This is a genomic window from Halomonas sp. JS92-SW72 (genome assembly GCF_003547075.1).
GTDB lineage: Bacteria > Pseudomonadota > Gammaproteobacteria > Pseudomonadales > Halomonadaceae > Halomonas > Halomonas alkalicola.
This window is the reverse complement of the sequence record NZ_CP032147.1, coordinates 1,494,860-1,512,708: the sequence shown is the minus strand read 5'-3', so window position 1 is coordinate 1,512,708 and position 17,849 is coordinate 1,494,860. Positions and strand designations below refer to the sequence as shown.

The 17,849-nt window shown below is 71.4% G+C and carries 18 protein-coding genes; 14 read left to right on the top strand and 4 right to left on the bottom strand.

Annotated elements, in window-relative coordinates; genetic code table 11:
- Position 1 precedes the first annotated feature (1 nt).
- From D1793_RS07100 to D1793_RS07090, 3 genes are read left to right on the top strand one after another with little or no spacing between them, the layout of a single operon-like run.
- Positions 2–928: a DUF58 domain-containing protein gene (locus D1793_RS07100; protein ID WP_119021543.1), complete on the top strand. Its 927-nt coding sequence runs from the start codon at positions 2–4 to the stop codon at positions 926–928.
- 8 nt (positions 929–936) lie between these two features.
- Positions 937–3,066, top strand: a complete 2,130-nt coding sequence (locus tag D1793_RS07095; RefSeq protein WP_162899930.1) for a DUF3488 and transglutaminase-like domain-containing protein — start codon at positions 937–939, stop codon at positions 3,064–3,066.
- 26 nt (positions 3,067–3,092) lie between these two features.
- On the top strand, positions 3,093–3,578 hold the full coding sequence (locus tag D1793_RS07090) for a glutathione peroxidase (RefSeq protein WP_119023610.1): 486 nt from the start codon (positions 3,093–3,095) through the stop codon (positions 3,576–3,578).
- A gap of 125 nt (positions 3,579–3,703) precedes the next feature.
- On the opposite strand, the gene D1793_RS07085 is transcribed toward D1793_RS07090, so the two are convergent.
- Positions 3,704–4,093 carry a hypothetical protein gene (locus D1793_RS07085; RefSeq protein WP_110068824.1) on the bottom strand — a complete coding sequence of 130 codons (390 nt, stop codon included), beginning with the start codon at positions 4,091–4,093 and terminating at the stop codon, positions 3,704–3,706.
- A 168-nt stretch (positions 4,094–4,261) separates the two neighbouring features.
- Between D1793_RS07085 and fabV the strand changes: the two genes are divergently transcribed.
- From fabV to D1793_RS07070, 3 genes are all read left to right on the top strand, one after another.
- On the top strand, positions 4,262–5,467 hold the full coding sequence (gene fabV, locus D1793_RS07080; protein ID WP_119021541.1) for an enoyl-ACP reductase FabV: 1,206 nt from the start codon (positions 4,262–4,264) through the stop codon (positions 5,465–5,467).
- Between the two features lie 66 nt (positions 5,468–5,533).
- A complete protein-coding gene (locus tag D1793_RS07075) occupies positions 5,534–5,749 on the top strand; it encodes a hypothetical protein (protein ID WP_119021540.1) in 216 nt (71 codons plus the stop codon).
- A 95-nt stretch (positions 5,750–5,844) separates the two neighbouring features.
- Positions 5,845–6,849, top strand: a complete 1,005-nt coding sequence (locus D1793_RS07070) for a helix-turn-helix domain-containing protein (protein WP_119021539.1) — start codon at positions 5,845–5,847, stop codon at positions 6,847–6,849.
- 3 nt (positions 6,850–6,852) lie between these two features.
- On the opposite strand, the gene D1793_RS07065 is transcribed toward D1793_RS07070, so the two are convergent.
- Positions 6,853–7,479: a methyltransferase domain-containing protein gene (locus tag D1793_RS07065; protein WP_119021538.1), complete on the bottom strand. Its 627-nt coding sequence runs from the start codon at positions 7,477–7,479 to the stop codon at positions 6,853–6,855.
- A gap of 166 nt (positions 7,480–7,645) precedes the next feature.
- Here D1793_RS07065 and D1793_RS07060 point away from each other — a divergent pair, with 166 nt between their 5' ends.
- The 6 genes from D1793_RS07060 to D1793_RS07035 are packed head-to-tail and all read left to right on the top strand — an operon-like array spanning position 7,646 to position 14,371.
- Positions 7,646–8,860: an aspartate aminotransferase family protein gene (locus D1793_RS07060; protein WP_110068819.1), complete on the top strand. Its 1,215-nt coding sequence runs from the start codon at positions 7,646–7,648 to the stop codon at positions 8,858–8,860.
- Positions 8,861–8,901: 41 nt separating this feature from the next.
- Entirely contained in the window at positions 8,902–9,990 is a 1,089-nt protein-coding gene (locus D1793_RS07055; protein ID WP_119021537.1) for an arginine N-succinyltransferase, read from the top strand.
- Positions 9,990–11,036, top strand: a complete 1,047-nt coding sequence (astA, locus tag D1793_RS07050; protein ID WP_119021536.1) for an arginine N-succinyltransferase — start codon at positions 9,990–9,992, stop codon at positions 11,034–11,036. The genes D1793_RS07055 and astA overlap by 1 nt, the downstream gene beginning before the upstream one ends.
- Positions 11,036–12,505: a succinylglutamate-semialdehyde dehydrogenase gene (gene astD, locus D1793_RS07045; RefSeq protein WP_119021535.1), complete on the top strand. Its 1,470-nt coding sequence runs from the start codon at positions 11,036–11,038 to the stop codon at positions 12,503–12,505. The genes astA and astD overlap by 1 nt, the downstream gene beginning before the upstream one ends.
- Positions 12,502–13,875, top strand: a complete 1,374-nt coding sequence (gene astB, locus D1793_RS07040) for an N-succinylarginine dihydrolase (protein ID WP_119021534.1) — start codon at positions 12,502–12,504, stop codon at positions 13,873–13,875. The genes astD and astB overlap by 4 nt, the downstream gene beginning before the upstream one ends.
- Positions 13,876–13,879: 4 nt before the next feature.
- Positions 13,880–14,371 (top strand): GNAT family N-acetyltransferase, encoded by a 492-nt coding sequence (locus D1793_RS07035; protein WP_346426392.1) that lies wholly within the window; start codon positions 13,880–13,882, stop codon positions 14,369–14,371.
- A gap of 45 nt (positions 14,372–14,416) precedes the next feature.
- On the opposite strand, the gene D1793_RS07030 is transcribed toward D1793_RS07035, so the two are convergent.
- Both D1793_RS07030 and D1793_RS07025 read right to left on the bottom strand, forming a co-directional pair.
- Positions 14,417–15,466 (bottom strand): SPFH domain-containing protein, encoded by a 1,050-nt coding sequence (locus D1793_RS07030; RefSeq protein WP_119021532.1) that lies wholly within the window; start codon positions 15,464–15,466, stop codon positions 14,417–14,419.
- A gap of 6 nt (positions 15,467–15,472) precedes the next feature.
- The gene (locus tag D1793_RS07025; RefSeq protein ID WP_119021531.1) at positions 15,473–15,970 is read right to left on the bottom strand and encodes an NfeD family protein; all 498 of its coding nucleotides are present in this window, start codon (positions 15,968–15,970) and stop codon (positions 15,473–15,475) included.
- Between the two features lie 225 nt (positions 15,971–16,195).
- On the opposite strand from D1793_RS07025, the gene D1793_RS07020 reads away from it, so the two are divergent.
- Both D1793_RS07020 and D1793_RS07015 read left to right on the top strand, forming a co-directional pair.
- Positions 16,196–16,699, top strand: a complete 504-nt coding sequence (locus D1793_RS07020; RefSeq protein ID WP_119021530.1) for a DUF305 domain-containing protein — start codon at positions 16,196–16,198, stop codon at positions 16,697–16,699.
- A 95-nt stretch (positions 16,700–16,794) separates the two neighbouring features.
- The gene (locus D1793_RS07015) at positions 16,795–17,817 is read left to right on the top strand and encodes a DUF21 domain-containing protein (RefSeq protein ID WP_119021529.1); all 1,023 of its coding nucleotides are present in this window, start codon (positions 16,795–16,797) and stop codon (positions 17,815–17,817) included.
- Positions 17,818–17,849 lie beyond the last annotated feature (32 nt).

Sequence of the window (17,849 nt, the reverse complement as noted above, 5' to 3'; positions counted from 1 at the left end):
CATGGCGCGGCTGACGCTGGGCGAGCGCTGGTGGCGGCGCCTGGCGATGGCGCCGGGCACGCCGCTGCCCCAGCGCCGGCTCTTCCTGCTGCCGACCCGCTTCGGGCTGGGTTGGGCAGTGCTGGTCCTGCTGCTGCTGCTGTTCGGCATCAACTACCAGAACACCCTCGCCTACGTGCTGGCCTTCTGGCTGTTCGGCCTGGGGGTGGTGGCCCTGCTGCGCGCTTGGCGCAACCTGCTGGGCGTCACCCCCACCCTGCGTCTGCCCCAGGAGGTGTTCGCCGGCGGCGAGGCGCGTCTCGGCGTGGTGCTCGCCGGGGGGCGCCCGCGCACGGCGCTGGAGCTGCATGGCGGGGGCGTCTCGGCACGCCTCGACCTGCCGGAGGGACAGGGCGAGGCCGTCCTGGCCCTGCCGGCTCCCCGGCGCGGCGAGCAGCCGCTGCCGCGGCTGCGCCTGGAGACCCGCTGGCCGCTGGGGCTGGTGCGCGCCCTGGCCTGGCTGCAGAGCGACGAGCGGCTGCTGGTCTATCCCCGCCCGCTGGAGGAGGACGAGCCCGAGCACCGTCACGCCGGCGCGGGGCTGGAGGCCACTGACTTCGCCGGGCTGCGCCGCGCCGAGCCCGGCGACAGCCCGGCCCGGCTGGCCTGGAAGCAGTGGAGCCGCACCGGGGTGCTGGCCGCCAAGGCCTTCAGCCTGCCGCCCCGCCAGCAGCTGTGGCTCGACTATGACGCCTGCCGCGGCGACCCCGAACGGCGGCTCTCCCTGCTCTGCGCCCGGGTGCTGGCCCACCACCGGGCCGGCGATCGCTACGGCCTGCGCCTGCCCGGGGTGACCCTGCCCCAGGGGGAGGGGCCCCACCAGCGCCGTGTGGCCCTGGAGGCGCTGGCGCGCTTCTCCCCCTCTGGCGACCGGGGGGCGGAGTCATGAGGCCCGGCATGGCCGGCCGCGGCGGCGAGGCGGTGCTGGCCGATGGCCAGGCGCTGAGCGGTGCCATGCTGCGCCAGCTCTTCCTCGGCCAGTGCCTGGTGCTGGCCCTGCACCTGGCCTGGATGCCGGCCTGGCTCGCGGCCCTTGCCGCCCTGGTGGCCGGCTATCGCCATCTTCAGCTGCGCCGCCGCCTGCCCCGCGCCGGCATCGTGCTGCGCCTGGCCGGCGTCGGCGCGCTCACCGGCGGCCTGTGGCTACACTACGGCACCCTCGGGCAGATGGAGGCGATGATCGGCCTGCTGCTCGGGGTCTACCTGCTCAAGCTGCTCGAGACCCATGACCGGCGCGATGGCCGGGTGGTGGTGGCCATCGGCTTCGTGGCCACCACCGTGGCCTTCCTGCACGACCAGGGCATCCCCATGGCCGCCGGCGGGCTGCTGGTGCTGGCCTGGCTGGTGCACTCGCTGGTGTGGCTCTCCGGGGGCGATGCCCGCCGTGCCTGGCGCGAGAGCGCCTGGCTGCTGCTGCTCTCGGCGCCGCTGATGGTGCTGCTGTTCGCGGCCTTTCCGCGCCTGGGGCCGCTGTGGAACCTGCCCCAGGCCGATCGCGCCTCCACCGGGCTCACCGACGAGATCGCCCCCGGCGACATCGCCCAGCTCTCGCGCAGCGACGCCCGCGCCTTCCGGGCGCGCTTCGAGGGCGCCGAGCCCACCCCCGCCGAGCGCTACTGGCGGGTCTACACGCTTTCCGACTTCGATGGCGAGCGCTGGCGGCGGACCACCCCCGAGCGCCTGGCCGCCACCCTGGGCCGCCCCCTGGACGACTTCGTTGCCGAGGGGCGCCGCTCGCCCTGGCTCGACGGGGCGCCGCGCTTCGAGGTGGAACTGCTGCTGGAGCCGGACAGCCGCCCCTGGCGGCCGTCGCTGGGCGCGCCGCTGGCCGCCGAGGAGCCGGTGCGCTTCCTGGCCGATGGCACCCTGGAGGGCACCTCGCCGCTCGCCTCCCGCAGCCTGCTGCGCATGAGCAGCACCGGTCAGGCGCCGGCCAATCCCGACCCCGCGGGGCCCGCCTGGCACGCCATGCTGCCGGCCGAGGGCAACCCCCGCACCCGCGAGCTGGCCGAGCGGCTGTGGCGGGAGAGCGGCGCCGAGCCACGGGCCTTCCTGGCCGCCATCATGGCGCGCTTCGGCGAGGCGCCGTTTCGCTACACCCTGTCGCCGCCGCGGCTGACCTCCGCCGACCGGGTCGACGAGTTCCTGTTCGAGAGCCGCGCCGGCTACTGCACCCACTACGCCTCGGCCATGGCGGTGCTGGCTCGCTCGGTGGGCCTGCCGGCCAGGGTGGTGGCGGGCTTCCTGGGCGGCGAGCGTCATCCCGACGGCCACTTCACCATCCGCGACTACGACGCCCACGCCTGGGTCGAGGTGTGGCTCGATGGCGCCTGGCAGCGCCTCGACCCCACCGCGGCGATCGCGCCGGAACGCATCGAGGAGGGGCCCCAGGCCGTCGACGACGGCCGCGAGGCCTTCCTGGCCGATGCCGCCTTCTCGCCGCTGCGCATGCGCGAGGTGGGCTGGGTCAATCGGCTGCGCCTGGACTGGGAGCGCCTGGAATACCGCTGGCAGCGAGGCGTGATCGGCTACCAGCGCGAGGCGCGCAATGCCCTGATGGCCCGGGTGACCGTGCGGCTGCACGCCCTCTGGGACCGCCTGGTGGCGCTGGCCCCCGGCCGCGGCTGGCTGGGGGGGCTGCTGGGGCTGCTGATGGCGGCGGCCGCCGCCGCCGGGCTCGCCGCGCTGCTGCGTCTGGCCTGGCGACGCCAGCGGGAGGCGCACGACGAGGCGCTGCGCATCGCTCGCCTCCAGGCCTGGCTCGGTCGCTGCGGCCTGGGCGCTCGGCCCGGGGAGTCGCCCTCGGCCCATCTGCGGCGGGTGGCCGAGGCGGCGGGCGATGCGGGGCCCGCGCTGCGCGACTGCGCCCACCACCTGGAGCGGCTGCGCTACGCCCCCCTGGGGCGGGCCGAGCGTCGCGAACGCCGCCGCCAGCTTGCCCGGCGGGAGCGGGAGGTGCGCCGCCGGCTGCGGCGCCTGCCGCGCCGCCGGAGGGGTGGCGCGCAGGCGAGGGGCGTGGCATCGTGAAGGTCATCGACCATGAAGGCGCGCGCATGTCCCTCCACGATTACCAGTGCCGTACCGCCCAGGGCGAGCCCTTCAATTTCGCCGCGCTGCGCGGCCAGGTGCTGCTCATCGTCAACGTCGCCAGCCGCTGTGGCTACACCCCCCAGCTGCGCGAGCTGGAGCGTCTCTACCGCCGCTATCGCGAGCGGGGCTTCACGGTGATCGGCTTTCCCTGCAACCAGTTCGGTCGCCAGTCGCCGGAGTCGGCGCTGGATTTCTGTACCCTGAGCGCCCGGGAGTATCAGGTCAGCTTCCCGCTGATGGAGAAGGTGAAGGTCAACGGCGCCGGGGCCCATCCGCTGTTCGTGGAGCTCAGGAAGGCCGCCCCCGGCGTGCTGGGCACCACGGCGATCAAGTGGAACTTCACCAAGTTCCTGGTGGGCCGGGATGGCCGGGTGATCCGCCGCTTCGCACCGCGCGACGGCGAAGCGGTGCTCCGCGAGGCGCTGGAGCTGGCCCTCGACGAAGGGTAGGGCCTGGCGGTCAGCTCGTTCCAGCAGGGTGTGTGGCGAGCCGAGTCATCATGGGGGGCTCGCCCCTTTCCACCATCAAGCGTGCGATCAGCTCGTTCCAGCAGGGTGTGTGGAGAGCCGAGTCATCATGGGGGTGTCTCGCCCCTTTCCACCATCAAGCGTGCGATCAGCTCGTTCCAGCGATGCCGCGTCATCATGGTGGTCAGCCCCGAGAACAGCATCCAGCTGGTGCGGCGCCAGCCGGTGAGCCGGAGGTTGTGGGCCACCAGCTGCTTCATCAGCTTGTAGTCGTCGAAGCGGCGCCACTCGCCCACCATCGACATCTGCTGGCGCCCCAGCACCGGGGCGAGCTCCAGGCGGAAGATCCACTCCAGCTCCTTCAGCGTCAGATCGTGGCGCTCGATGACCTCGATCATGTGCGCATAGTCGCGCTCGCCTGGCTCGCGCTCCAGCCACAGCGGGGCCAGCGCCAGCCACAGCTCGCCGCGTTCATCGACCAGGGCCTGTGCATTCATCGGGATCCTCCTCGTGGCATTGCGCCCGGAGGTGCATCCTGCCCCAGGCGCGTGGCGGGCTCAAGGGCGGACAGCGCCCGGCGTGGCCGCTAGAATAGGGCGATTGCCACTCCATGACAGCGGGACGGCGGTATGCCGGCCCGACAACGACCAACAGCGAGGTCTGACGTGATCATCAAGCCCAAGGTTCGCGGTTTCATCTGCACCACCACCCACCCCGTCGGCTGCGAGAAGAACGTGCTCGAGCAGATCGAGGCGACCCGCGCTCGCGGCCTGGACAAGGCCCGCGGCCCGAAGAAGGTGCTGGTGATCGGGGCCTCCAGCGGCTACGGCCTGGCGGCCCGCATCACCGCCGCCTTCGGCTACGGTGCCGACACCCTGGGCGTGTTCTTCGAGAAGCCCGGCAGCGAGAAGAAGCCGGGCACCGCCGGCTGGTACAACAGCGCCGCCTTCGACAAGTTCGCCAAGGCCGAGGGGCTCTACAGCAAGTCGATCAACGGCGATGCCTTCTCCCACGAGGCCCGCGAGACCGCCATCGAGCTGATCAAGCAGGACCTGGGCCAGGTCGACCTGGTGGTCTACTCGCTGGCCTCGCCGGTGCGCAAGCTGCCGGACTCCGGCGAGCTCAAGCGCTCGAGCCTCAAGCCGATCGGCGAGACCTACCGTGCCACCGCCATCGACACCAACAAGGACACCATCATCGAGGCCGAGGTGGAGCCCGCCACCGAGCAGGAGATCGAGGACACCAGGGCGGTGATGGGCGGCGAGGACTGGGAGCTGTGGATCGACGCCCTGGACCGCGCCGGCGTGCTGGCACCGGGCGCGCGCAGCGTCGCCTTCAGCTACATCGGCACCGAGATCACCTGGCCCATCTACTGGCATGGCGCCCTGGGCAAGGCCAAGGAGGACCTGGACCGCGCCGCCGGCGAGATCGACAAGCGCCTGGCGGCCACCGGCGGCGGCGCCAACGTGGCGGTGCTCAAGTCGGTGGTGACCCAGGCCAGCGCGGCCATCCCGGTGATGCCGCTCTACATCGCCATGGTCTACAAGGTGATGAAGGAGAAGGGCCTGCACGAGGGCACCATCGAGCAGCTCAACCGCCTGTTCGGCGAGCGGCTGTATGGCGCCGACAGTGGCGAGATGGCCACCGACGACGCCGGCCGCCTGCGCCTGGACGACTGGGAGCTGCGCGACGACGTGCAGCAGGCCTGCAAGGACCTCTGGCCCCAGGTGACCACCGAGAACCTCTTCGCGATCACCGACTATGCTGGTTACAAGCACGAGTTCCTGAAGCTGTTCGGTTTCGAGCGCGATGACGTCGACTACGAGGCCGATGTGAACCCGGACGTGGAATTCGATGTCGTGACTCTGTAAGGACGCGCGAGTCCGGGCAGCTTGACGGTCTCGCGGCGTGGTGGCTTACCGACCCTGGAGGATCTCATGGACACCAGAGAGAGCAAGACACCGGAAGAGGAGCTCGAGCATCTCAAGGAGGTGCTGGAACCCGAGGACTTCGACGACCCCGAGCCGGATGCCAAGCAGCCCGAGGCCAAGCAACCGCCGCCCAGGACGATGCAGCGCCTGCTGCCCATCATCATCGTGGTGCTGGGCCTGCTGGTGGCGGCCATGCTGATCTACAGCGGCAGCGCCCAGTAGCCGCTCCTGGTCTCGAGACTCCCTGCCGGCCGGGCCTTAGCGCCCGGCCTTCTGCTTGGGTAAGATGAGGGCCCCGTTCCCTGCCGGCCCCGCCCATGCATGAGCCTCCGCCACCCCCGCCTGCGTCGTCGCCCTCCCGGCGAGTCGGCGTGCTGGTGCTACCCGGCTTCTCGCTGCTGGCCCAGGCCTGCGCCACCGAACCGCTGACGGTGGCCGGCCAGCTCGCCGGCGCGCCCCTCTATCGCCTCGTCACCCTGGGGCCGGCGGTACAGTCGGTCGCCAGCGCCTCCGGCCAGCGGCTGCTGGCCGAGCTGAGTCTGGCCGAGCTGAGTCTGGCTCAGCCCGGTCATGCTGAGCCTGGACTGGCCCCGGCCGCCGCCGACCTGGACATGCTGCTGGTGTGCGCTCCCGGTGCCCAGGCGGCCGACGAGGCCCTGCGGCGGCGGCTGGTCGAGCTGGCGATACCGGGACGGCTGGTCGCGGGGATCGGCGGAGGGGCGGAGCTGCTGGCCCGCGCCGGGCTGCTGGACGGCTACCGGGCCACGGTGCCCTGGCAGCACCTCGAGGCGGTGCGTCGCGCCCATCCGCGCATCCGGCTCTCCCGGCAGCCGTTCGAGATCGACCGCGAACGGCTGACCTGCGGCGGCGGCACCGCAGCCCTGGACATGATGATGACCCTCATCGGGCGCCAGCATGGCAGCCAGCTCGCCGAGCGGGTTTCGGCCCACTTCGTGCTGGAGCGGGTACGCATGGGCGAGGAGCCGTCCGGCCCGCCCTCGGGCGGCGTCCCCGAGAGCCTGGCGGAGGCGCTGGCGCTGATGGAGGCCAACGTGGAGGAGCCGCTGACCACCGCCGAGCTGGCCGAGCACCTGGGGATCTCGCGGCGCCAGCTGGAGCGGCTGTTCAAGAAGCACCTGCAGGCGGTGCCGAGCCGCTACTACCTGGACCTGCGCCTGCAGCGGGCGCGGCGGCTGCTGCGCGAGAGCGAGCACCCGGCGGGGGAGGTGGCGATGCTGACCGGCTTCTCCTCGGCGGCGCACTTCTCCACCGCCTACCGCAACCACTTCGGCCTGACCCCGAGGGAGGAGCGGCTGGGCTGAGCCTCAGCGTGGCCTGGTCGGGCGTGCCAGCAGGGCCCGGAACAGCGTGCCCATCATCACCGGGGTGTCCTGCTCGATGGTGAAGCCGGCCCCTTCCAGCAGCGGCCGGGCCTGGCGGGTGATGTCGGTGGCGAGGGCGCTGGTCAGGGCGTTGAGGGCGCGCCGGGCGGCGCTCGCGGGGCGGTCATCGGCCTGGAACTTGTCCATCACGCAGAGCTGGCCGTCGCCCCGGAGCACCCGGCGAGCCTCGGCCAGTCCCCGCGCCGGGTCCGGCATCACCGCCACGATCAGGTGCATCACCACCACGTCGAAGTGCTCGTCGGGGAAGGCGAGCGCCTCGCCGTCCATCTCCGCGGCCTGGACGTCCATGCCCAGCGCCTCGGCGCGACGGTCGATGCGCCGCACCATGGCCGGGCTGAGGTCGGTGGCGTGAATCTCCACATCCCGCGGCAGCCAGGGCAGGTCGAGCCCGGTGCCGGCGCCCACCAGCAGCACCCGCATCCCCGGCTGCCAGGTCACCTGGTCGAGCGACCGGTGCCGCGCCCGGCGAAAGGCGCGTTCGGCCACGGCGTCATAGAGCGGCGCGTAGAGGCTGTAGCGCAGGCGGTTCCAGGCGGTGGTATTGAACATGGGCAGATCCTTCGAGGCATCGACCTCAGCCTAGCCTTTTTCACAACTCCCTGTCCCATCGATGAAAGCATCCGGTAGGGCGACTCCCTATACTCGGTGGGGTATCTGCCACGAATCCCCCTTTCTGCAAAGCATTCCGCAAAGCACTTCGTAAAGGACAAGCGACATGACCCAGACCCCGACCCGTGCCGACTTCGACCGCTACATGGTGCCCAACTACGCCCCCCAGCAGGCGATCCCGGTACGCGGCGAGGGCAGCCGCCTGTGGGACCAGGCCGGGCGCGAGTACATCGATTTCGCCGGCGGCATCGCGGTCAACGGCCTGGGCCACTGCCATCCGGTGCTGGTGAAGGCGCTCACCGAGCAGGCCGGCAAGCTCTGGCATGTCTCCAACGTCTACACCAACGAGCCGGCACTCAAGCTGGCCCGCAGCCTGGTGGAGCGCACCTTCGCCGACAAGGTGTTCCTCTGCTCCTCGGGCGCCGAGGCCAACGAGGCGGCCCTCAAGCTGGCCCGCCGCTGGGCCCATGACCACTTCGGCGAGCACAAGAACCGCATCGTCTCCTTCACCCAGTCGTTCCACGGCCGCACCTTCTTCACCGTCAGCGTGGGCGGCCAGCCCAAGTATGCCCAGGGCTTCGGCCCGGTGCCGGGGGGGATCGTCCACGGCGAGTACAACAATCTCGACAGCGTGCGCGACCTGATCGACGACGACACCTGCGCGGTGATGGTGGAGCCGATGCAGGGCGAGGGAGGCGTGCTGCCGGGCGATCCCGAGTTCCTGGCCGGCCTGCGGGCGCTGTGCGACGCCCACGATGCCCTGCTGATCTTCGACGAGGTGCAGACCGGCGTGGGCCGCAGCGGCACCCTCTACGCCTACCAGCAGCTCGGCGTGACCCCGGATATCCTGACCAGCGCCAAGTCGCTCGGCGGCGGCTTCCCGGTGGGCGCCATGCTCGCCAGCGACCGGGTGGCGTCGGCCTTCGCCTTCGGCACCCACGGCTCCACCTACGGCGGCAACCCGCTGGCCTCGGCGGTGGCCCTGGCAGCGGTGGAGTTCATCGACACCCCCGAGGTGCTGGAGGGCGTGAAGCGCCGCCATGCGCTGTTCCGCGAGCACCTCGAGGCGATCAACGACAGGCACGGGGTGTTCGGCGAGATCCGCGGCATGGGCCTGCTGATCGGCGCGGTGATGTCCGCCGACTACGAGGGGCGCGCCGCCGAGATCCTGCCGCTGGCGGTGGAGGAGGGGCTGATGGCCCTGGTCGCCGGGCCCAACGTGCTGCGCATGGCGCCCTCGCTGGTGATCCCCGAGGCGGACATCGCCGAGGGCATGGCGCGCCTGGAGCGAGCCATCGCACGGCTCGTGGCCGGTCAGTGAGCCGGCCTGCCGGCCCCCTGTCATCCGAGGGAGACCCCGCCATGCTGGTCGTTCGCCCCGTTGTGCCCGCCGACCTGCCCGCCCTGGAGCGGCTGGCCGGCATGGCCGTGCCGCAGCTGACCAACCTGCCGGCCCATCGCGATCGCCTGGAGGAGCGCATCGCCCGCTCCCGCCAGGCCTTCACCGCCGAGGTGGCCTTCCCCGGCGATGAGCACTACACCTTCGTGCTCGAGGACCGGGAGCGCGGCGAGGCGGTGGGCACCGCTACCATCCGCGCTCAGGCCGGCGCCCGGGACGCCTACTACACCTACCGGCAGGAGACCCTGATCCACGCCTCCCAGCAGCTCAACGTGCGCCGGGAGGTGCAGACCCTGGCGCTCTCCCACGAGGTCTCCGAGGCGAGCCTGCTCTGTGCCTACTCGCTGGAGCCCCGCTACCGGGGCACCAGCGCCGAGAGCCTGCTGCGCCGCGCGCGGCTGATGTTCATCGCCCAGTACCCGGAGCGCTTCGCCGGCCTGCTGGCCATGGCCTTCCCCGGCTTCCTGGACGGCGCCGGCGAGTCGCCGTTCTGGAACAGCGTGGGGCGCCACTTCTTCATGCGCGACTACCACGAGATCAACACCCTGGCCGGCATCCGCTCCAAGAGCTTCATCGCCGAGGTGATGCCGCAGTTCCCGCTCTACCTGCCGCTGCTCACCCCCCAGGCGCGGGCCGCCATCGGCCGCGAGCATCCCGACCACGAGGGGGCGCTGGCCGAGATGCTGGCCGAGGGCTTCCTGCGCTCGCGTCACGTGGACATCTTCGATGCCGGGCCGGTGATCAAGGCCGAGCGCGAGCGGCTGCAGACCTTCCGCCGCGCCGCCTGGCATCCGGTGCGCATCCGCCCGGCCCATGCCCTGCCGGATGCGGAGCCGGCCATGGTGGCCAACCAGCGTCTCGATGACTTCTGCTGCGTGGTGGCGCGCTATGCCCTGTCGCCCACCGGCCAGCTGATGCTCTCGCCGGAGCACGCCGAGCGCCTCGGCGTGGAGGAGGGGCGCGCGGTGCTGGCTGCGCCGCTCGCGCTGCCCGGCATGGGCGACGACGGCGTCGAGGAGCGCGACCCGGGCTACGACGAGGGAGAGCTGTGATGCGTATTCGACCGATCGCCGAGAGTGACCTGGACGAGCTGCAGGCGCTCTCCCGGGAGACCGGCGTGGGCTTCACCTCGCTGCCCGACAACCGCGAGTTCCTGGCCGCCAAGATCGCCGCCACGATCAGCGCCTTCGAGGAGCGTGTACCGCCGGACCAGCGCAACTACTTCTTCGTGCTGGAGGACGAGGCCACCGGCCACCTGGCCGGCTGCTGCGCCATCGAGGGCGAGGTGGGGCGCGAGGTGCCCTTCTACCACTACCGGGTGGGCACCCTGGCCCACTCCTCGGTGCAGCTCGACCTGCATCGCACCATCGACAGCCTCTTCCTGTGCTCCGACCACACCGGCGATGCCGAGGTGGCCTCGCTCTTCCTGCGCCCCGAGTACCGCGGCGGCGACCGCCGCCACCAGCGCAACGGCGCGCTGCTCTCCATGGTGCGCTGGCTGTTCATGGCGGAGTTCCGCGACCGCTTTCCCGCCAAGGTGCTGGCGGAGATGCGCGGGGTCTTCGACGAGCGGGGCAGGAGCCCCTTCTGGCACTGCCTGGGCAGCCACTTCTTCCCGCTGGACTTCGACGAGGCCGACCGGCTCACCGGGCTGGGACAGAAGAGCTTCATCGGCGAGCTGATGCCCAAGTACCCGATCTATACCCCCTTCCTCTCCGAGGAGGCGCGGGCCTGCATCGGTCGGGTCCACGAGCAGACCCGCCCGGCCCTGGCCATGCTCAAGAAGGAGGGGCTGCGCTGGGAGGGCTATATCGACATCTTCGACGGCGGCCCCACCGTCGAGGCCTATATCGACGATGTGCGCGGTGTGCGCCTCTCCCGGCACTGTCGGGCCGAGATCGACCCGACGCTGAGCGATGAGGGCGCGCGGCCGCGCTGGCTGGCCGCCACCACCGGCATGGCCGACTTCCGCGCCGCCTGGGTGGGGCGCGGCCCCGACGCGGCGGGCGTGCTCAGGCTCGCGCCCGGCGAGGCGGCGCGGCTCGAGGTGGACGCCGGCGCCACCCTGCGGATTCTGGATAGCGAGGAGGAAGGCTGATGAAGGCGAGACGAGAGCTGCTGGTGGGCGGTATCTGGCAGGCCGGGGAGGGCCGGATCTTCACCAAGCACGACCCGGTCTCCCGGGAGCGACTCTGGGAGGGGCGTGCCGCCAGCCCGGCCCAGGTGGCGGCCGCCGTGGCGGCCGCCGTGGCGGCCTTCCCCGGCTGGGCGCGCACGCCCTTCGCCGAGCGCCAGGCACTGGTGGAACGCTTCCGGGAGGTGCTGGAGCGCCATCGCGAGGACCTGGCCGCGGCCATCGCCCACGAGACCGGCAAGCCGCTGTGGGAGTCGCGCACCGAGGTGGGCGCCATGATCGGCAAGGTGGCGCTCTCCCTGCGCGCCTACCAGGAGCGCACCGGCGAGCGGGAGCGCGACCTGGGCGATGCCCGGGCGGTGCTGCGCCATCGTCCCCACGGGGTGATGGCGGTGTTCGGCCCCTACAACTTCCCCGGCCACCTGCCCAACGGCCATATGGTGCCGGCGCTGCTGGCCGGCAACTGCGTGGTCTTCAAGCCCAGCGAGCAGGCCCCGCTGACCGCCGACCTCACCCTCCAGTGCTGGCTGGAGGCGGGGCTGCCCGCCGGCGTGATCAACTTGGTGCAGGGTGCCGTGGAGACCGGGCAGGCGCTTGCCGCCGATCCGGGCATCGATGGCCTGCTGTTCACCGGCAGCGCCGGGGTAGGCGGCATGCTGCACCGTCAGTTCGCCGGCCAGCTGGACAAGATCCTCGCCCTGGAGCTGGGCGGCAACAACCCGCTGGTGGTGAAGGACGTGCCCGACCAGGACGCCGCGGTGCTCACCATCCTGCAGTCGGCCTACCTCTCCGGCGGCCAGCGCTGCACCTGTGCTCGGCGGCTGATCGTGCCCGAGGGGCCGGTGGGTGACCACCTGCTCGACGCGCTCAGCGACGCCGTCTCGCGGCTGCGGGTGGCCGGCCCGTTCAGCGAGCCCGCCCCCTTCTACGGGGGCCTCGTCAGCGTGGCGGCGGCCGATGGGCTGCTCGCGGCCCAGGCGTCGCTGGAGGAGCTCGGCGGCACGGTGCTGGCGCGCATGGAGCGCCTGGAGGAGGACACCAGCCTGCTCTCGCCGGGGCTGATCGACGTGACCGGCCTCGAGGTGCCCGATGAGGAGCACTTCGGCCCGCTGCTCAAGGTGCAGCGCTACCGCGACTGGGACGAGGCGATTGCCCTGGCCAACGCCACTCGCTACGGCCTGGCCGCCGGCCTGATCGGAGGCGAGCGCGCCGACTGGGACGACTTCCTGCTGCGCATCCGCGCCGGCATCGTCAACTGGAACCGCCAGACCACCGGCGCCTCCGGCGATGCGCCCTTCGGCGGGGTAGGCGATAGCGGCAACCATCGCCCCAGCGCCTTCTATGCGGCCGACTACTGCGCCTATCCGGTGGCCTCCATGGAGAGCGAGGACCTGCACCTGCCCGATCAGCTGCCGCCGGGGGTGAGCCTGTGAGCGACCAGCAGAGACCGGATCGCGACTACCGCGAGGTCAACTTCGACGGCCTGGTGGGGCCGACCCACAACTACGCGGGCCTGGCGCTGGGCAATGTCGCCTCGATGAGCCACGGCGGCCTGGTGGCCAACCCCCGGGAGGCCGCCCTCCAGGGGCTGGCCAAGATGAAGGCGCTGATGGACGCCGGCTATCTCCAGGGAGTGCTGCCGCCCCAGCAGCGCCCCGACCTCGGCGCCTTGCGGGCGCTGGGCTTCTCCGGCAGCGACGAGCGGGTGCTGGCCCGGGCCGCCGGCGACGCCCCGCAGATTCTGCGGGCGGTCTGCTCCGCCTCGAGCATGTGGACCGCCAATGCCGCCACGGTGACGCCCAGCCCGGACGCGCCGGATGGCCGGGTGCACTTCACCCCGGCCAACCTGCAGTCGAGCTTCCATCGCTTCCTGGAGCCGGCCACCACCGGCCGGGTGCTGGCGGCGATCTTCCGCGACGAGGCCCGCTTCGCCCACCACCCGGCACTGCCGGCGACGCCGGCCTTCTCCGACGAGGGAGCGGCGAACCATACGCGCCTGGCCGGTGGCCACGGTGACGCCGGCGTGCACCTCTTCGTCTACGGCCGCGAGGCCTTTGGCTGGGGCAGCGAGACCCTGCCGGCCCCGAAGCGCTTCCCGGCGCGCCAGACCCTGGAGGCGAGCCAGGCGGTGGCCCGCCAGCACGGCCTGGCCGAGTCACAGGCGGTCTTCGCCCAGCAGCATCCCGAGGCCATCGACGCCGGGGTGTTCCACAATGACGTCATCGCGGTGGGCAACGGCCCGGTGCTGCTCTATCACGAGATGGCCTTCCTCGACGAGGCGGGCACCCTCGAGGCGCTGCGCGAGCGCATGCGCACGCCACTGATCCCGGTGCGCATCCCCCTCGAGGCGGTGAGCCTCGAGGATGCCGTCGGGTCGTATCTCTTCAACTCCCAGCTGCTCTCCAACCCCGACGGCTCCATGACCCTGGTGGTGCCCGGGGAGTGCCAGGAGAACGCGAGCGTGTGGCGGACGGTCCAGGACCACCTGCTGGCCGGGGCCAACCCCATCGGCGAGGTGGTGGTGAAGGACGTCAAGCAGAGCATGCGCAACGGCGGCGGGCCCGCCTGCCTGCGCCTGCGGGTGGTGCTCGGCGCCGAGGAGCGCGGGGCGCTGGCCGGCCGGGTGCTGCTCGACGACGCCCTGCACGGCGAGCTTACCGCCTGGGTCGAGCGCCACTACCGCGATCGTCTCGCCCCCGAGGACCTCGCCGACCCGGCCCTGGCCCGGGAGACCCTCGTCGCCCTGGACGAGCTGAGCGGGATCCTCGAGATCGGCAGCGTCTACCCCTTCCAGCTGGGGTGAGGGCATGAGCATGAGCGATGATGCGGCGGTGCGGATCGAGCGGCTGCTGCCCGACTCGCCCCACCTGGCCCGGGTGGCCGGCTGGCAGCACGATCAGTGGGGGCAGCTCTCCCCCGGGGAGACCCTGGCCACCCGGCGGGCGTCACTGGCGGCAGAGTGCGGGCCATCGGGGGTGCCTTCGGTCTTCGTGGCGCTGCAGGGCGAGCGGTCGGTGGGCACGGCGAGCCTGGTGGCCGATGACATGAGTGGCCGCGACGACCTCGGCCCCTGGCTGGCCTCGGTCTATGTGCTGCCCGAGTGGCGAGGGCAGGGGATCGCCTCGCGGCTGGTGAGGCGGGTAGAGGACGAGGCCCGCGCGGCCGGCATCGAACGACTGTGGCTGTTTACCTCTGACCAGCAGGCGCTCTATGCGCGCCTCGGCTGGCAGGAGCAGGCCTGGGTGCCCTACCGCGGCGACAGGGTGATCATCATGGAGCGCCGCCTGGCGGGGGAATGACCCTGCGCCCGCCGCGAGGCACGCCTCGGCGGCGGGCGCCGCGACTCAGCCGCCGCTGGCCACTCCGCCCACCACGCCGCCGCGCAGGCCGCTGCGGTTGCCGCTGGCCTGAAGGTGGCTGGCCACGGCGTCCTCCGGGGAGCCGGCCATCTCGCGGAACATGCCCATGGAGCCGAGCAGCGCCGAGGACTCGTAGGGCACGAAGACGCGCTCACCCTCCTTGGCCATGGTCGGCAGCGCCTTGATGTAGCTCTGGCCGAGCAGATAGCCCACCACGGTGCGCTTGTTCTCCTCGCTGTCGCCGATCGCGCCCAGCACCAGCTTGATCGACTCCTGCTCGCCCTGGGCACGCAGGATGGCGGACTCCTTGTCGCCCTGGGCGTTGAGGATCGCCGACTCGCGCTGGCCCTGGGCCATGGCGATGGCGGCCGCCTTCTCGCCTTCCGCCTCGGTGACAGTGGCCCGGCGCTTGCGCTCGGCGGCCATCTGCAGGCGCATGGCGGACTCCACCTCCTCGGGCATGGCGATGTCCTGCACCTCGACCCGGGAGATCTTCACCCCCCACTTGGAGGCGGCCTCCTCCATGGCGGCCTGGATCTCGTTGTTGACCTCGGCGCGGGACTCGAACAGCTTGTCGAGCTCCATCTTGCCGACCACCGAGCGCAGGGTGGTCTTGGCCAGCACCTCCACCGCCTGGCTCATGTTCTCCACCTCGTAGACGGCGCGCTTGGGGTCGATGATCTGGTAGTAGAGGGCGCCGTTGATATTCACCGTGACGTTGTCGGTGGTCACCACCGGCTGGCCGGGGAAGTCCATCACCGTCTCGCGGCGGTCGATGCGCGCCTCGTTGCTGGTGACGGCGTGGTACTCCTCGCCCATCTTGCGATAGCGGATCATGGTGATGGCGCGGGGCTGGTCGATGAAGGGCACGATGATGTTGATGCCGCTCTCCAGCACCCGGTTGAACGACCCCAGGCGCTCGATCACCATCACCTCCGACTGGCGCACGATCACCAGCCCCTTGGCGATGATCAGGATGCCGATGACGACGACGATCAGGGCGATGATCAGCCCCGGGCTGACGGGAAGATCCATTGGGTATTACTCCTTGTCGTGGGTGGCGCCGGAGACCGGCGCTGGAGAGGCCAGCGTCACGATGGCGGTGGTGCCATCGAAGGCCTGGAAGATGACCCGAGTGCCGGGAGGCAGGTCGGTCTCGCCGCTCTCCTCGTCGGCGTCAGCGGCGACCCGCAGGCGATAGAAGTCGCCGTTGATCTTGATGCCGCTGGCACCGTCGAAGTCGCGCCTGAGGGTGGTATAGGTGTGGCCCTTCTCCACCCCGGTACCGGTGGTGCCGTAGGCCACGCCGCGGGGCGAGAAGCGGGGACGGATCACCCACACCGCCAGCGGCACCAGCACCCCGGAGAAGAGGCCCATGCCCAGCAGCTGCCAGGGAAGCGACAGCCCCAGGCCGGCCAGGGCGGCGGTCAGGACGGCGGCGATGCCGAGCGCCAGCAGCACCAGGCCTCCGGTGGTGAGCTCGGCTAGGCCCAGCAGCAGGGCGACGATCAGCCAGATGACGGCGGGGTTCCAGTCCATGGGGCGTTCCGTTGGCTCGGGGCAGAATAGGGTTCGGGGCAGGGAGGATCGGCAGCAATCAGGCAGAGCTCGTGGATGAGGATCACCTCGAGGGTACGCGGTTAGCGGGCCACCGGCTACGCCTGGCGACTTCATGATAAGGGGGAACCGGTTGACCGTCGGGTAGTCCACAGAGGGCAGAATGCAGGAATGCAGGTATCCAGACCCAGGCAAGAGGAGCCATCCATGACCCATCGACAGACGCGCCAGCCGAACCGCAAGGAGGAGATCCACGCCATTGCCGCCGGCCGCCCCCAGGCCGGACTCGGCTGGTGGGCCGCAGCGCTGGGTGCTGCCGCCCTGGCCGGTGCCGTGCTGCTGGCCCAGCCGGCCACTGCCGGCAGCCACGGCGACGCCCATGCCCATGGTGATCACGCTAACGGCGATGCCCACCACGGCGAAGGGCAGGCCGAGGAGCATGCCGACAACCCGGCGGTGCAGGCCTACCGGGAGGCCAATGACCGCATGCACGAGGGCATGATGGTCGGCTTCACCGGCGATGCCGATGTGGACTTCGCCCGCGGCATGATCCCCCACCACCAAGGGGCCATCGACATGGCCAACATTGTGCTGGAACACGGCGATAATGAGGAGATCCGCCAGCTGGCCGAGGAGATCATCGCCGCCCAGGAGGAGGAGATCGCCTTCCTGCGCGATTGGCTCGAGTCGCAGGGCCACAGCGTCGACTGACCTCCCTCGGCGGCTGATGCTACGCTTCGCAGGCGGCCTAAGGGCCGCCTGCTCGCGTTGACCCTCGGCACTCGGCAATCGACAAGGAGGCCTCGATGACCCTGCTGACCTGGATCGGCATCCTGCTTTGCCTCAGCCAGTCGGCGATGTTCTCGGGGCTCAACCTGGCCTTCTTCTCCCTCAACAAGCTGGAACTGGAGATCGAGGCGCGCCGCGGCAACCCTCGGGCTTGCCGGGTCCGGGCGCTGCGTGGCGATGCCAACTTCCTGCTGGTTACCATCCTGTGGGGCAACGTGGCCGTCAACGTGCTGCTGGCGCTGCTCTCGGGCTCGGTGATGGGGGCCGTCGCGGCCTTCCTGTTCTCCACCGTGGTGATCACCCTGCTCGCCGAGATCCTGCCCCAGGCCTTCTTCTCGCGGCATGCCCTGCGCATGGCATCGCTGATGGCGCCGGTGATCCGCGCCTACCAGCTGCTGCTTTGGCCGGTGGCCAGGCCCACCGCCTGGGTGCTGGACCGCTGGCTCGGGCCGGAGGCGATTCCCTTCCTGCGCGAGCGCGACCTGCATCAGCTGATCCGGCTGCACATGGAGTCCACCGAGACCGAGATCGACCGGGTCGAGGGGCGCGGCGCCATGAACTTCCTCTCGCTCGACGATGTGCCGCTCGGCCGCGAGGGCGAGCCGCTGGCGCCGGAGAGCCTGCTGACGCTGCCCTTCGACGGCGCGCGGCCACGCTTCCCGGCGATATCGCGCGATCGCCACGACCCCTTCCTGCGCCGGCTTCAGCGCGCCGGCACCAGCCGCGCCGTGCTGCTGGATGAGGCCGGCACGCCCAGGCTGGTGGTGGACGTCAACGCCTTCCTGCGCGCCGCCCTGTTCGACAGCGGCGAGTTCTTCCCGCTGGCCTACTGCCATCGGCCGATCCTGGTGCGCGACCCGCGCACCCCGCTCGGCGAGGTGATCGGCCGCTTCCGGGTACGCCCGGCGCACTGCGGGGACGATGTGCTCGACGAGGACGTCATCCTGCTGTGGAACGAGGCGCCGCGCATCCTGACCGGCTCCGATGTGCTTGGGCGGCTGCTGCGGGGCATTGTCCGCCAGGGGGCGGGAACCGACTGAAACGTCGCTCTCACGGGGCCGAATTTGGGCTA